The sequence below is a fragment of the Labilibaculum sp. genome, assembly GCF_963664555.1.
Taxonomy (GTDB): domain Bacteria; phylum Bacteroidota; class Bacteroidia; order Bacteroidales; family Marinifilaceae; genus Labilibaculum.
This window is the reverse complement of the sequence record NZ_OY761461.1, coordinates 2510921-2527124: the sequence shown is the minus strand read 5'-3', so window position 1 is coordinate 2527124 and position 16204 is coordinate 2510921. Positions and strand designations below refer to the sequence as shown.

The following is a 16204-nucleotide window of genomic DNA, read 5'->3' as shown; positions in this document are numbered from 1 at the left end:
TACTAAAATGAAAAAATTGTTTTTCATTCCGACCCTGATTTCCATTACAATTCTCCTCTCGATTGTACTTTTAAATCGATGTAACCCTGACGATTATATTTTGTATCAGTCTTCAGACTTTACAGTATTCCCTAATCGGATAGAACAAGGAGAACATGTCGCTATAGCATACAGCAATTCAGCTATCAACTCCAATTACCCGGGATTAAATAAAACAGAATGGAAACTTAAAACCAACTTAAACAAATACCCCAAATATGAATCGAATCAGGTTTTACTTAATGCAATTTATCAGCTTTCGCTTGAGGAAATAGAAAAAAACATTGCTCCCGACACTACTTTTAATACAGGTGAAAAATGGAAAGGTGTTTGGACCCGGGACATCAGCTATAGCGTGATTTTAGCTCTTGCAATTACCAATCCTGAAATTTCGAAAAAGAGTTTGCTTAAAAAAGTTAAGCAGGGAAAAATTGTGCAGGACACAGGCACAGGAGGTTCTTGGCCGGTAAGTTCCGATCGAATGATTTGGTCTGCTGCAGCATGGGAATTGTACAAGTCAACCGGAGACATGGATTGGCTAAAAAAAGTTTATTTCATCATTAAAAATTCTACAGAAGATGATCTTAATGTAGTTTGGGATTATCAGAAATATCTATTTAAAGGAGAATCTTCTTTTCTTGACTGGCGGGAACAATCTTATCCAAAATGGATGGAACCAATTGACATTTACAACTCCTATAATTTGGGAACTCAGGCCGTGCACTACCAAAGCCTGCAGGTATTGATAAAAATGGGAAAAATACTTGGAAAAGATGTTCAAAAATATCAGGATATTTCGGAGGCCTTAAAAAACAGCCTGAATGAAAAACTATGGCTGCCCGAAAAAAAATATTTTGGACAATATCTTTACGGAAGAAAGAATCAATTGCTTTCGGATAAATCGGAAACTTTGGGTGAGGCACTAATGGTTCTATGGGATATCACCAACGAGGAAAGACAAAAAGAGATTATATCAAATACTCCGGTTACCAAGTTTGGAACTCCATGCTTTTACCCTCAAATTCCAAACATACCAGCCTATCACAATCAGGCAATTTGGCCTTTTGTGCAAGCTTATTGGAATTGGGCTTCAAGCAAAACAAGTAATGTTGAAAGCGTTCAATGGGGAATTGCCAACATGTTGCGATCAAGTGCGCTCTTTCTCACCAATAAAGAAAATCTTTTAATTAAAAATGGTGATTTTAACGGAACAGAAATCAATTCTGACCGCCAGCTTTGGAGTGTCGCCGGTTCCTTATCTACCTTCTACCGGATTCTGATAGGAATGAATTATACAGCCGATTATTTGGAATTCAAACCCTTTATCCCCAGAGAATACAAAGGAAAACAAACTATTAAGGACCTTCGCTATCAAAAATCAATTTTAGATATCGAAATTTACGGCTTTGGCAATAAAATTAACTACTACTCCTTAGATGGAAAATATTACCAACGCCCCATCGTGCCAAAAGAAATGGAAGGGAAACACAAAATTGAGATCAGAATGAACAATCAGCTGCCTACCAAATCAGAACTGAATATGGTCGATAATATTGTGTCGCCCGAAACCACATCGCTCCGCTTTGCTAAAAATCAATTGTTATGGGACAAAAAAGAAAACGCTGATTTTTACCGTATTTACCGTAACGGAGAACTCCTTCTAAAAACTGAAGACAATTATATGTCTGAGGTACACATTGATGAACCTACCGAATTTCAAATTCAGATAGATGATGGTTTGGGAAACTTATCATTCTATAGTGAACCACTCTATGTATATGATACCAATTATGAAAGATATATTGAAACTGAAGAATTTGACTCCAATGCCAAAACCTCCTATGTTGAATTGAGCAAGAAAAAAAATCGGGAATTCTATTTTAACATTCGAATTCCTAATGAAGGAAAGTATTATATCGATTTTTTATACGCAAACGGAAATGGCCCTGTAAATACCAACAACAAATGTGCAAATCGTAGTTTTTGGGTGAATAACAGCTATGCAGGAAGTCTCGTTTTTCCACAACGTGGCGAAGGTGATTGGAATAATTACGGCTACTCCAACTCCTTTCTCATTGATCTGACAAACAGAAATAATTTCTTTAAAATTAGTTTTGAAGAATTCAATAAAAATATGAATCAGGAGGTTAACACGGTACGAATAGATAAGATTCGAATAATTAGAATAAGATAAATATTTAAGGTTTATTACTATGCTTAAGTCTTTACAATTTAGTGCTCTCAAACAACTATGACTTTTCATAATAAACAATAAAAATATATGACTACATAAACTCTGGAGAATTCGACAAACAATTTAGCTGGAAAAAACTAAATGATGAAAATGTTGCTGAAATACTTAATCTGGAAAAATGCCTTTTGGAATTATTACTTTTTAAGGGATTTCAGTATGAATTCAAATTCTTCTTTTAAAACCTCATAATTTTTACTTGAACAATCCAGAATTAATTCCATTCCAACTTCAGCTTGAAGAGAATGTAAAACAATTGTTGTTCGTTCATGATCCGATGAATCAGTATGGTTTCCGAAATAAGCAATACTTTGTGGAAGAGAAAATAGCTTTTTCTCCTTGGTAATAACTCTCTTTACGTCCACCGAGAGGCGTCTTCTTCTGTGCGAAGAGTAATCAATCAAACCAATATCTGATGGCACAGCTTCCAAAGAAATCAGACAAGATGCTAAATCTTCTGTATTCTCATCTTCATTCATTCCAAGTCTGTAAAAAAGAAAACTTAATCTGTCATCTACCTTGTACTTCTCCGATAAATACCACACTCCTTCCGGAAAACTAATATTTACATCGGCTCCATCAATAAAATAGGTATTTTGATATAACTCCTCGGCAACTGGCTTGCCATCTTCCGAAAGGTATGTCCAAATTCCAAACTTAATTCCGTTTTTAAACTTTCCCATATGGGATATCCCGCCATCCGGATAATAATAAATAGCCGGCCCATTTAAGGTATCATTTAAAAATTTCACACTTAAACTAGGCGCTCCACTTTCGAAAAACTCTGAGTAAATGCCATTTGCAATATTATTGACAGCAAAAAATTCTTTTTCTTTCTTCCCATTTTCCAGCCAAAAAGTCACCATCCCTTTTTGTTGCCCATCCACATATTCTACCTCCTTTTTCTTGCTTCCGGAAGGATAATAATCCCTGCTTGTTCCATTTTCAATTGCATATTTATCAAAGCCGACCTCGTAGAGTCTGTTCCAATCAATATTTGCTTGTAAACCCTTATAATGATAATCTGACAAAAGCACTTTGTCAATTGTAAAGTCTTTTACCAAAAATTGATTCTCTGTAATTCTATTTATTGTTGAAAAAAACTGAGCGTTCTCTTTCTCAGCAACAAGCCAATCCTGATTAAAATATACGGTATCCTGTGCTATGCTTTTAAGCGGAAGAAACAGGATAAGAACAAAAAAACAGCGGGTAAACTTCATGAGAATTCAATTTTGGAATAATTATGTACAAAATAGATAACTTTTCGATATTATGCGAGGGTTTTACCGATAATTTCTCTTTCTGCTTCGTTCGTGAAACTTCAGATGAGACAAACCATTCAACAATCCTTCATCGCTGTAATAATTCCAATAAGTGTCAAAACCATGTTCAACTCCATGTAAAATTTCGAAAGAGTGATCTATCTCATTCTCTTTTAAGAACTGATGCAATTCAAAACTTGCTCTGCGATTCTTAGTCTGAACAAAACTATCTTCTGTTCCAATTTCAAGTCTAAGGGGTGTTGATTCGGCTATTAAAGCCTTTAAGTTATTTCGCCCAAGCATGAAGTTGTTGTCCAGTGTATAATCACTCACATAGCCCATTCCAATAATCGACGAAAACAAACCTGGATATTTTAAATAGTAATGAATCGCTCCAGCAGCTCCCCGCGAATGCCCTTCAATTGAAATCTGCTTTCCATGACCTCCTGCATGAAATGAATCCTGACAAAACTGAATGAATTCACCACCATTCTCCTTTACCAAAAGACTTTCATTTTTCTCTGTAAACCACTGAACGTTGTCACGATCATTATCTCCACGAATTCCCGCAATTACTACCGGATCAAGATCGCCATTGTTGATCCAATTATTCAACTGTTCTGCCCGAACGTATTTATTAAATGTACCTTCGTCGCCACCTTGCCCATGTAAAAACAAAACCAATGGATATGATTTATCCGGGCTCCAATTGGGAGGTAAGTAGACAAAATATGGTACACAATATCCTTTTTCTGCCTCAAATACCGATATATTTATTTTCCCTGAACAATCCTTAAAATCTGTAAGTTCTATTATATTATCAAACACCCACATTTCTTTCTTATTCGTTAATCGGAGCTTTTTCCGAAATAATTTAAATATACCCTATACAATACCAACAATAAAGCAAAATGCTTTTATCCAAACTAAATTTAACTGCTTCTACAAAACTAAAAATTATCATTCAAAAAAAAACTTTATAAGCCCTAATCCTTTCCCTGTGATTGGATATCTCTGAAAGACTGAATGGTTATAGAATCCATCATTAATGATATTAATTCTCTCGATGCAGGTATAAAGATTATTGATTAATATAATTTGTGCAGTAGTCAAATCAATTCTACATTTGTAATCGGTAAAAATAAACAAGATTAATAATCATTAAAACACAAAATAAAATGCAAACTTTAATTGGTAAAAAAGCACCATCATTCTCTGCCGGTGCTGTTGTTAACGGAAATCAGATTGTTGAAAATTTTTCATTGGACCAATTTATTGGTAAGCAGGAAGTCGTATTCTTCTTCTATCCTCTTGATTTTACATTTGTTTGTCCAACAGAATTAATCGCTTTTCAGGAAAAACTGGCAGAATTTGAAGCTAGAAACGTGGCTGTTGTTGGTTGTTCTGTAGATTCAGAATATTCTCACTTTGCATGGTTAAATACTGAGAAAAATAAAGGTGGAATTAAAGGAGTTACTTATCCTTTGGTTGCCGATTTATCAAAAACAATTTCTGAAAACTATGGAGTATTAGCTTCAGAGTACGATTACAATGAAGAGGGAAATGCAGTATCTACAGGAGCACCTGTTGCCTACCGCGGATTATTCCTTATCGATAAAAAAGGAACTGTTCGTCACTCGGTGATTAACGATTTACCATTGGGAAGAAGTGTTGATGAGGCAATTCGTATGGTTGATGCATTGCAGCATTTCGAAGAAAATGGCGAAGTTTGTCCTGCAAACTGGAACAAAGGAAAAGAAGCAATGCATGCTACTGCTGAAGGTGTTGCCGATTACCTAAGCAAGAACTAATATCTAAAACAAAACAATCCTCTCATCCTGAATACATTCGGGACTAAAATCAAAAAAACAAAACATGAAAATTAACAGGTATCAAGACATTAACACCATTGATGGTGAAGCTAAGAAAGATTATATCGACAGACATTCTGCATTTATTCACTGCGATGACTCAGCTAAAAAAGGTGAGAAATTTAAAGTGAAAGTGAAAATTGGTGATGCTTATGCTCATCCGGATGATTTCGATCACTATGTTGCTTGGGTTCAACTTTGGGATGGTGAAAAAATGTTAACACAAGCCACTTTCTCAACAGGAATTTTAGGTGGTGAAGCCAATCAGGCTGAAGTTGATTTTTACGTAGTACCATCTCGTAAAATGAAACTAACCGCTACAGCTTTCTGTACAAAACATGGCCTGTGGCACTCAGATGAAAAATTGGTGGAAGTTGCAGAATAACTGCTCGTTCATAAATACAGAAAAATGAGGATGTCTCATAGCAAAGTAGACATCCTCTTTTTCATGATCTTTTGTTTTTTTGAGATTAAACTGCCTTATACTGCTTATTTGTTTTTGGAAGTCTTTTTTACCTCCAATATGCAAAACAGAGGTTTTATATAGAGGAAATAGGACTTCAAAAGAATTAAGAAAGGCCGTTAGGCCACTTTTCTACTATTCATTTTCTTAAGATTTATGGCTAGAGCCAATAATCCCATTTCGATTTCTACTTTTTCTTTGCCACGAAGTAAAAATCGTTTAAATCCTTTATTGTGTTTAAGGTTACCAAAAGCGGCCTCTACATCAACCGGTCTTTGACTCCTGTGCTTCAATCCTTCTTCTGAGGTTAAATGTTCTCGTGCTTTACTTCTTAATTCGTTGAGTCGGTGATTAATCTGAATCGTTCGATTACCTTTTGCTTTGTGACACATCCCCCTAAGTGGGCATCCGTTACAGTTTTGAGCTTGATAAACATGGATTGTCTTAAAATGACCGGCTTGGCTTTTTTCCTTTTTTATCTTCTTAAGATTCATTACTTGTCCCATTGGGCAGTAGTAAATATCCTGTTTAGAGTCGTAGAATAAATTGTTGGGGTGAAACTCGCAATAAGTTTTGGCTCCCTTCTTTTGTTCTTTATGAAAGTAATTGTATTTCACAAAAGAGGTTAATCCTTCCGCTTCAAGAAATTCATAATTCTCCTCAGACCCATAACCGGAATCTGCACATACGCTGTTTAGTTTGTCTGGATACAACTGTTGAACCTCTTTCATATGAGGTATAAAGGTTTTTGTATCGGTTGGATTATTATGGTTTGAATAATTTACAATGAATTGATTTTGTGTGCTAAACTGCAGGTTATATCCTGGTTTTAGCTGACCATTTTGCATATAGTCATCCTTCATTCGCATAAAGGTTGCATCCGGATCCGTTTTTGAATAACTATTTCGCTCTTCCAATATCTTTAGCTTTTGCTCGTTTTTTCGGAGATTATCAGCATAATTCTTCTTGGCATAGTTGAGTTGCCGGCGTTTCTTAGCATCCACTTTCTTATCCCTCAAGGCCTCATTAATTGTCTCAATGGTCTGCTCTATTTTTTCTGGATCAACATCACTTAAATCGGGCTTACTTACATTTGCTAAATCCGATTTGGCTACCTGCTCTGTATAATCCCAAAGTTCCCCCAACCGATCCTTCATGCGTTGGATATTCTTTTGAATGGCTTTACCCCAAACAAACGAAAACTTATTTGCATTGGCCTCGATCTTGGTGCCATCGACATATATGGTTTGTAGATCAATATGTCCGGAATCTACCAGTAACAGGACTACTTGACTGAACACTTCCTTTAAAACACCTTTTAATCGACTGCTTCTAAAGCGGGCAATCGTATTGTGATCTGGCTTTTGCATCCCTGACAACCACATGAAATGTACATTTTCTGATGCCGCCTGCTCTATTTTTCGAGAGGAATATACATTACACAAATAGGAATAAACTAATAACTTAAGCATCATTTTGGGATGATAGGCCTTTGCTCCCGTATAACTGTATTTTTCAAGGATACGATCTATCTGGACACCATCAATAATACTGCTGATGGTACGAACAGGGTGTTCAGATGATATGAAATCCGAGAGAGAAGGCGGAAAAAGAATCATCTGGTTTTGATGATAGGCTTTGAAATGAGATTTTTGAGGGACTAATTTCATATCTCTAAAATAAGAAATCAGTGATAAATATAAAAAACTATAAAACGAAAAAGAGACTATCTCATTTGAGACAGCCTCTTTTTTTTTGTATTGACTGTTCCGCTTATTCAGCCACCGGAGTCTCTTCTTTTTTCAAATATTTATCAAGGAATACTACCACCTGACCGTATCCTTTAATCTCATTTTCCTTTTTACGGAAACCATGTCCTTCATCATCAAACACGATGTATTCAACTGGTATGCCATTCTTTTTAACAGCTTCAACAATCTCATCCGATTCTGCCTGCAAAACACGAACATCATTTGCTCCCTGCAATACCATCAATGGCTTTGTTACTTTTTCTGCAAAAAACAGAGGCGATTTATTGTATAAGGCAACCGAATCGATGCTTGTAGGATCTCCTATTTCGGCATACAAAGCATTTCGGAATGATTCCCAATAAGGAGGAATTGATTTTAAGGTCCGCAACCAATTGGTCACTCCAAAAATATTAACGCCAGCCTCAAATTCCTCAGGAGCAAAAGTCAAAGCAGCCATGGTCATGTAACCACCATAAGAACCACCGATAATTCCAATTTTTGTCTCATCAACAACACCTGTCGAAACCAAAAATTTCTTACCCCAGATACAATCCTTCAAATCCTCGTCACCATGCTTCTTATCATCCATTGCGTAAAACTTCTTACCATAACCACTACTGCCTCTATTATTCACCGCCAAAACAGCATAGCCATGATTCACCATAAACTGAATCAAAGAGAAGTAACTTACTCTCGATTGTCCACCCGGACCTCCATGCACCCAAACCACAGCAGGCACTTTACGATCTGCAGCTGCAATTTTAGGCTGATAGTAAATGGCCGGAATCTGAACACCATCAAACGATTCGTAACGAACCACTTTCGCTTCCACTAAATTTGCAGGATCAATTTCCGGATTTAGAGTCTCAGTCAATTTTTTCGCTTCAGTATCTCCCATATCAAAAACATAAATGTTATTCGGAGAAACCGACGTACCAACAACCAGGCGAACACGACTTTCGTCTTTTGTGAGACCAACCGATTTTATATCACCACCTTTAATTTCGGGCAGTTTCACTTCCTCATTTGTTGCCAAATCAATCATCTTAACATTTGTCTTCCCATCTTCATTAATCCCAATAATCCGGTACTTTTCGTTAAAAGAATCATAGGCATACCAAACATCCCAATCGGCTTTAAAAACCAATTCCTTTTCACCCGATTCAATATTGTATTTATTCAGATAAACAAAATCGGAATCCTCATTACACAAATAGTACAAATACTTGTTATCCAAACTAAAAAACTGAGGATTGTAGGTCGCATCACCGGTGTGCTCCGAAATGTGCATTTTCTTACCTGACTTTCTATCGTACAAATACATTTCATTATTATTTGTAGTAATGCTTTGTGTTAAAGCAAGGTATCTATTGTCCTCACTTTTAGTGGCAACATTTATTCCATCGTTATTTTCATACAGTAACTTCGCAGTAAAATCGCCTTTTTCAATAGATTCCATACCAATCTGATACAAATCCATAAACTTTGGATTTCGTTTATTGCTTTGGTAATAAAACGATTTTTCATCACGGTCCCAGCCCCAAAATCCAGCTCTTGCGCCTTCAAAAGGTGTTAAATCTGTAATCGTACCATCCACGTCTCTCATGTAAATATGATTGTTCTCATTCCCCCCCTGATCATACGACAAAAGCACCTTATCGCTGTTTGGAAAGTAAGCCAACCCAAAAAATGATTCCTTTTCCGAATTGGTTAATTGTTTGGCAGGAGAACCATCAACAGGAATCTCAAACAGATTGTAGATACCTGTTTCATTACTACTCACCAACAATTTACTGCCATCGCTTGAGAACGATCCGCCACTCACATTGGTGTTTTTATAAAACTGTTCGATACTATAAGAAGGAATCTCAACAACTTTTTTTTCGGGCTGACAAGCTGCCAACACGAGTAAAAGGGCAAATAAAATCAAATAATTACGTTTCATAATTGTGATTTAATAAGGTTAGAAAATCTATTTAAGTACTTAAGGAAGTGGTGCATTTGTAAAAATAGGACAAAGTGATCGGCTTACAAAATATTATTTCACATCAACTCATCTTCTTCAAAAACAGTTTTTGGGGCGTTTCCCTATCCTGCGCACAAACCATCACACGGGTCAGGCTTTCCGTTTCAACTCCTCACTTCCTCTCTCACCGCTGCAGGAAGGTTCCGGGGTTTCCACTGCAATCCTTAACGCAAAATATCCGTATGCAATCAGCACCTACCCGAAACAAAAAAACAGGCAATGTTTACCAAATTCCTTTATCTTTGCCGGATCTTTAAAATAAAACATCCATTTATCCAATGAAAGAATCTGTTGTAATTCTGTGTGGTGGTGGTCCGGCTCCGGGCATAAACACCGTGATTAGTAGTGTAGGAAAAGTATTTTTAAAAAACGGTTATCGGGTAATTGGTTTGCACGAAGGCTACAAAGGTCTTTTCTCCAAAGATCGTAAAATGGAAGAACTAGACTTTGAAACTCTTGATGGAATCTTTACAAGAGGCGGTTCACATCTAAAAATGAGTCGTTTCAAACCAAAAAATTCAGATTTCTCAACCGATTTTTTTGTTGAAAACAATGTAAAACTATTGGTTACTGTGGGGGGTGATGATACAGCATCTACTGCAAACCGAATTTCAAAATATCTGGAAGAAAACAAGGTAAACATCTCTAACATTCACGTACCAAAAACCATCGACAACGATCTTCCTTTGCCGGAAGGATCTCCAACATTTGGTTTTCACTCAGCAAAAGACGAAGGAGTTAAGATTGCAACCACAGTTTACGAAGATGCCCGGACTTCACAAAATTGGTTCGTATTGGCCGCCATGGGACGAGAAGCCGGTCATCTGGCTTTCGGAATTGGTACCGCCTGCCATTTTCCAATGATTATTATTCCTGAAATGTTCAACAAAACCAACATTTCAGCTGAAAAAATTGCTCAATTGGTTATCTCCTCTATCATAAAGAGAAGAATAATGGGCTTAAACTACGGAGCAGCTATAATCAGTGAAGGAGTTTTCCATTTTATGAGTGATGAAGAAATCAAAAGCACAGGTGTAAACTTTACCTACGATGCTCACGGACATCCCGAATTGTTCAATGTAAGCAAAGCGCACGTTTTTAATATGGTAATTCAGCGCAAAATGAAAACCTATAATCTTAACATTGGTACCCGCCCGGTTGAATTGGGATTTGAGATCCGTTGCTGCCGGCCAATCGGCTTTGATCTTAGCTTGTGTACCTTGTTAGGAAATGGCGTTTACACCTTGTTCAAGCAAGGTCATTCGAAATGTATGGTGACTGTCGATCCTGTAGGTGATACTTCTCCTCTATTCTTAAAAGATGTAGAAGACGAAAACGGAAAAGTGAAACCACGATTGGTTGATGTAAACAGTCAGCGCGTGCAATCTGTTTTAAACTACAATTTGCATTATCTTACTGCCGAAGATGTTGAAGCTGCCAAAGAATATCTTCCTGATGCGGAAAACTACATTTTCAGCAAGATTTTGAATTGGGAGTAAAGGAGAAAGGAACAAGCTCCAAGTATCAAGGAAAAAGACACAAAACCATGTCATCCAGAGGAATCGAGAGATCTTGAAAAAAGAGAAAGTTAAAAAGATTATAAAGGCAGTTAGAATTTCAAATCTGACTGCCTTTTCTTCCACGCAAAAAGACCTCACTCTTCCCGATAACTGGCAGAACCAGATGATAATCCAGCTTTGTCTTTCCTTTTTACACATCATACTTGGTAACTGATTCTTTTTAATTTTTCACTTTCCCTTTTACCTTGATCCTTTGCACTTGAAACTTATTTTTCTACTTTTGCATCACACACCACTTACCTGACGGACAAATCGTTCAATATTGAAGCAAATTAATAACTTGAACTTTAATTCACGGAATTTATTATTCCGATATCAATGTAATAACTATGTCTGAAAATAATGTAAACGCATTTTTACTCTTCACTTGTCCCGATAAAAACGGGATTGTAGCCAAAATCACTCAATTTATTTACGAAATAGGCGGCAACATCATCGATTTGGATGAGCATGTAAACCAAAACCAGCAGTTTTTCTCTTTACGAATTGCATGGAACATGTCTAACTCAACAATTCCGGCTTCCAAGCTTCACGAAACGTTCGAACCACTGGCCAAAAAGTTTGATGCACATTGGAGAATCGAATTTTCAAATCAGAAGCAACGCGTAGCCATTTTCGTTTCGAAATACGACCATTGTCTGCAGGAAATACTTTGGCGCTATAACATGAGTGAGTACGACATCGAAATTCCTTTGATCGTATCGAATCACCCGGATTTAAAACCTATTGCTGATGCTGCCGGAATTCCATACTATGTTTTTCCAATTACCAAGGAAACCAAACAGGAACAGGAAGCCAACGAAATTGCTTTACTAAGAGAACACAATATCGATTTGGTGGTGTTAGCCCGTTACATGCAGGTTTTATCGCCCAACTTTATTCGTGAGTTCAAAAATAAAATTATCAACATACATCACTCTTTTTTACCAGGCTTTGTTGGTGGAAACCCATACAAACAAGCTTACGAACGAGGGGTAAAAATGATTGGAGCTACCAGTCACTTTGTTACCGAGGATTTGGACGAAGGACCAATTATTGAGCAGGATATTATGCGTATCACCCACAAAGACACCATTAAAGATTTGATCCGAAAAGGCCGCGATCTGGAGCGGATCGTACTGGCCCGTGCCCTTGCCTACAAAGCAGAGCACCGCATTATTGTGGATGGTACCCGTACGATTGTTTTTTAATTGGCAATTCTATTTAAAAAATATTAAAAATGCAAAATGCTCATCTGAATATAGTTCAGATGAGCATTCGTTTATTTGTATTGGAAGTCCCATTTAAAGTAGGAGTCCCAAGTGTATCAATTTGCTTTATTCTCTCAAAATAAATGTCTGGCTGCACATTATCTTATCATCATAGATAATCTCAAAAATCCATTCCCCCAGCTGCATTTCCCAGTCTAATTCAAAGGTATAGAAGTCATAGCCTAACTCGTCACTATAGCAATCTTTTTCCTCCGTTGTTTCAATAAATTGTTCCTTACTAATTGGATTCACCAACTTAGGATGTCTAATTCTGCTCACAAAATCAACAAGTTCCGCTTCCTCTGAATCAATTTCGAATTGATAACTGATCCCAAAACTCAATCCTACTTTAGGATGAATAAGATTGGTTTTTTCCACAAACTCCATATCGTCAGAATGCAAAAAGTATCCTGTTGTACTACCCGGAACAATGTCTTTCTTGGTCTCTCCTATCGCTTTACAAATTCCGTAATCAACTATTTTTATATTCATTATTGTCAATTTAAACTGATTGATGGCCTCACTTTGAGTAAGAACGGCAAAACTACAGCTTTTTTTGTCAAAATTCCTAATATGAGTGGGCTTCAAGAAAAAGTGTTCGGAGTCATTCCTCGATTTTTTTTATCTGTTGGATGAAAAAGACCTCTTAGCTTTGTAAAACCTTATTTCGGTCTAATTCCTCAGCTAAGCTCATTGCCTCTTGGATTACCTCATCCGGGTAACCGTTAATTTGAAGAATTCTGATGGCATTTCTATTTTTCAGCTTGCCTTCCTTCAATTTGTAATCGAAGTCGACCGATTTATCGCTTACAATTTCACTAAAGTGATACAATTCGTATTCATCCGTTAATAAATCGGTTAATTCGATATCGTGGGTAGACACAAAAACAATATTTTCGTTTTTTGCCAATGAGGACAATACGGCCTTGCCTGCCGAAATCCGTTCAACGGTATTTGTGCCCTTAAAAATCTCATCGAGCAGGAACAAATTGGCTGTACCCTTTCCTGCATTGTCAATCATATCCTTAATCGTGAGAACCTCTTCGAAGTAATAACTCCTGTCATTCATCAGATCATCGCTAATACGAATGGCTGAATGAATGCAAGTGCGCGGAATCACCATCGATTTAGCAAAGCAAGTATTAATGCATAAACCGGTAATTACATTAATACCTATTGCCCGTATAAAAGTAGTTTTACCAGACATATTTGAACCTGTCAGCAAAACAGATTTATCATTCACATTAATATGATTTACAACGCAGTCGATAAGTAATGGGTGATAAATTTGATCTCCAATAATTCGGGTATTCTCTTCGCATATTTCAGGAATACAATGTGCTTCTTCGCCTTCTCGTAAGGAAGCTATGGAAATTAAAGCATCAACACGTCCGACAAAAGAGAATACCGTCTCAATTTCCTCTCTACGAGCATCTAAACATTTCAATACACCAAATAAAAGCAATGGTTCCAATAGAAATAGTATTTTAATAAGCTCCATAAAAGACCAGAATATCACCTGCATATCTCCCTGAATATGTGATTCCAATTTAAAAATGAGCATTCGGTTTCTAAGCTGATCAATTATTTTAATCGATTCATTCAAAGCTGGGCTGATCTTTTTTAAACTCTCGTGTTGAAATAAATTATTCGCAACACGCTTAAGGCTCAGGAGCTGGGGAATTGAACCAGAATAAGTCGACAAGTTTTTTTTGTTCCACAAATGAAAGCAGATGTTGATAATAAAAACCCCTATTAAAACGAAAAACAATTGAGAATTAAAAGGCAAAAGAAGAACAGACAAAATACTGGTAAAGGATAGCAATCGAATCACAAAAAACCATTTTGGCTGCTCTAAATGCACTTCCTGAAACAAAGTGGAAATATAATAAGCCTCCCGTTTATCCAGTTTTGTTAACTCCATCTGAATCTCAAGTCTGAAATCAGAATCATTTGCAAGTTTATAGATCAGTTCCTCATCCAACTCTAAATGCTTTGAATCAGAAGGAATCTCTCTCAATTTATTGTACAGGTATTGTTGTCCTGGTTTTGAATTCGCGCGATCCAAAAACATGAACAGCTCCTCAAAATCGAGATCGGTACAAGTTTTATCTGAAAGCACCTGCAAACTTTCAGAATGAATATTGTTCCGAAAGTACTTCTCTATTAATTCAAAATTGTACGATTCATCTTTCAGTTTCCCAAAGGAGGCTTTTAATTGTGCGGCTTGTTTTTTCTTATAATTGAATATCATATTGTGTGCAAATTATATACTTCGATATTTCATTTCTGATCTCGAATCCATTCATATACCGGATCAATTCCGTTTTTATAATCTATAAAACTAGATTCAATCAATACATCAGGAGTTATAGTATTCAGATCTTCCTTAGCCCTTTTAAAATACTTCGTTGAATAATTTACCTGTACCTCTGAGTTTGGTAATTTAAACCTTTTTACTTCTCCAAAATGATTTGGTTTTCCTCCTGTCTCTTCCCCAACAAATACCGCATTGGTCATTTTTTTAAAATCCATCGCATTTATAATTGCCGACGAAAAGGTTTTTCTTCCCAACACAACATATAGCTTTAAATCAGAATTCTGTTTGCTGTATTCTGCCAGTTTTTTAATAAAGTCGGTTCCTTGTTCAGAACCACCTCCTCCATTATACCTTAAATCAAAAACTATTTTTCCAATTGGTTTCTTTTGTAAGCTTGTAAATATTCTCTCTTCAAATTCCTGAAAAGATAGCATCTCGGCAGCATTCTTAGTTCCTTTGAATTCAATTTCCAACTCCCGGCTCCAACAATTATTGTACTGCAAATAATAAACATCATCCTTATCTGAGTAATAATCAGAGAACCACAATCCTCTATTTTGCACGCAAAGTGGTATGGAATCAGATATTACTACCACTCGGTTACTTTTATTCATCGCAGAAGTTTGAAGGGAATAGTTTAGCGTTTTCCCTGTCAAGTCTTCCAATTCCAATTCAACAGAATCTCCTTTGGCTATTCCAAAATACCTAAGAACCTGAACACAAGGAATAATCTCAGGAATTGCTTTCTTCACCAATGCCTGATTGTCAACAGTAATTAGTGTACTTATACTATCAATGATTGATTGTATCGGAATCTGATTTATTGAAAGAAGCTTATTTCCTAAAATCTTTTTGTTTTCTTCGTTTGTCTTTAAAATATAAATTCCATCCTTAAACCAATACACATACAATGGCAGCATTTGCTTTTTGTCAATAAACTGTCCCCAATTTACCCTTGTGTGTGAATCACCAAAACTTGCTGCAACTTGCTGTAAACTCAAGGCACAATCGATACCAGTTAGCTTTTTCCCTTTTAATTTCTCAATTCCTTCAGCAAACTCCTTTTTACTTTTAACAGTGAAAAAATTACAATGTTTTTGGGATAATTCCTTGTAGATGTAATCCAAATCAGCCTCCCAATCAGTCCCATTCTTGGTTTGTGAGTTGCAAGATTGAAAAAACATCAATCCTATCAATAAAAAAATTAGTTTGTATTGTTTTATTTTCATTATTTCAGTTTTCAACATTCTTAAAAGCTCTATCATTTCATTTAACAATCCCAAAGCTAACAAATCTTTATAATTATCATAAACAATTTCAATCATAATAAAACATTAATTTAAGATCTTACATTTAGGCTTTCCCATCTGTAAACAGAAAACTAAGTGTGA

Annotated in this window: 12 protein-coding genes; 5 read left to right on the top strand and 7 right to left on the bottom strand. The window is 36.3% G+C overall.

What is annotated here, in order from left to right:
* Window positions 1-7 precede the first annotated feature (7 nt).
* Window positions 8-2233, top strand: coding sequence for an alpha-L-rhamnosidase-related protein (locus ACKU4N_RS10085; protein ID WP_321316125.1), 2226 nt, complete (start codon window positions 8-10; stop codon window positions 2231-2233).
* Window positions 2234-2427: 194 nt separating this feature from the next.
* Here the strand turns inward: ACKU4N_RS10085 and ACKU4N_RS10080 are convergent, their stop codons facing one another.
* Together ACKU4N_RS10080 and ACKU4N_RS10075 are read right to left on the bottom strand one after the other, a co-directional pair.
* Window positions 2428-3510 (bottom strand): toxin-antitoxin system YwqK family antitoxin, encoded by a 1083-nt coding sequence (locus ACKU4N_RS10080; protein WP_321316124.1) that lies wholly within the window; start codon window positions 3508-3510, stop codon window positions 2428-2430.
* 63 nt (window positions 3511-3573) lie between these two features.
* Window positions 3574-4380 carry an alpha/beta hydrolase gene (locus ACKU4N_RS10075; RefSeq protein ID WP_321316123.1) on the bottom strand — a complete coding sequence of 269 codons (807 nt, stop codon included), beginning with the start codon at window positions 4378-4380 and terminating at the stop codon, window positions 3574-3576.
* A 350-nt stretch (window positions 4381-4730) separates the two neighbouring features.
* On the opposite strand from ACKU4N_RS10075, the gene ACKU4N_RS10070 reads away from it, so the two are divergent.
* The gene (locus ACKU4N_RS10070) at window positions 4731-5363 is read left to right on the top strand and encodes a peroxiredoxin (RefSeq protein WP_321316121.1); all 633 of its coding nucleotides are present in this window, start codon (window positions 4731-4733) and stop codon (window positions 5361-5363) included.
* A 64-nt stretch (window positions 5364-5427) separates the two neighbouring features.
* Entirely contained in the window at window positions 5428-5808 is a 381-nt protein-coding gene (locus tag ACKU4N_RS10065; RefSeq protein WP_321316120.1) for a desulfoferrodoxin family protein, read from the top strand.
* A 197-nt stretch (window positions 5809-6005) separates the two neighbouring features.
* Here ACKU4N_RS10065 and ACKU4N_RS10060 read toward each other — a convergent pair whose 3' ends face one another.
* The gene (locus ACKU4N_RS10060) at window positions 6006-7556 is read right to left on the bottom strand and encodes an IS1182 family transposase (RefSeq protein WP_156197454.1); all 1551 of its coding nucleotides are present in this window, start codon (window positions 7554-7556) and stop codon (window positions 6006-6008) included.
* Window positions 7557-7659: 103 nt separating this feature from the next.
* On the bottom strand, window positions 7660-9582 hold the full coding sequence (locus ACKU4N_RS10055; protein WP_321316118.1) for an alpha/beta hydrolase family protein: 1923 nt from the start codon (window positions 9580-9582) through the stop codon (window positions 7660-7662).
* A gap of 359 nt (window positions 9583-9941) precedes the next feature.
* On the opposite strand from ACKU4N_RS10055, the gene ACKU4N_RS10050 reads away from it, so the two are divergent.
* Together ACKU4N_RS10050 and purU are read left to right on the top strand one after the other, a co-directional pair.
* The gene (locus tag ACKU4N_RS10050; protein ID WP_321316117.1) at window positions 9942-11162 is read left to right on the top strand and encodes a 6-phosphofructokinase; all 1221 of its coding nucleotides are present in this window, start codon (window positions 9942-9944) and stop codon (window positions 11160-11162) included.
* Between the two features lie 410 nt (window positions 11163-11572).
* The gene (gene purU / locus ACKU4N_RS10045) at window positions 11573-12433 is read left to right on the top strand and encodes a formyltetrahydrofolate deformylase (protein ID WP_321316114.1); all 861 of its coding nucleotides are present in this window, start codon (window positions 11573-11575) and stop codon (window positions 12431-12433) included.
* Window positions 12434-12559: 126 nt separating this feature from the next.
* Here purU and ACKU4N_RS10040 read toward each other — a convergent pair whose 3' ends face one another.
* The 3 genes from ACKU4N_RS10040 to ACKU4N_RS10030 form a co-directional block, all read right to left on the bottom strand.
* Entirely contained in the window at window positions 12560-12985 is a 426-nt protein-coding gene (locus ACKU4N_RS10040) for a DUF3859 domain-containing protein (RefSeq protein WP_321316113.1), read from the bottom strand.
* 154 nt (window positions 12986-13139) lie between these two features.
* Window positions 13140-14747, bottom strand: a complete 1608-nt coding sequence (locus ACKU4N_RS10035) for a MutS-related protein (protein WP_321316111.1) — start codon at window positions 14745-14747, stop codon at window positions 13140-13142.
* 29 nt (window positions 14748-14776) lie between these two features.
* The gene (locus ACKU4N_RS10030; RefSeq protein WP_321316109.1) at window positions 14777-16138 is read right to left on the bottom strand and encodes a S41 family peptidase; all 1362 of its coding nucleotides are present in this window, start codon (window positions 16136-16138) and stop codon (window positions 14777-14779) included.
* Between the last annotated feature and the right edge of the window lie 66 nt (window positions 16139-16204).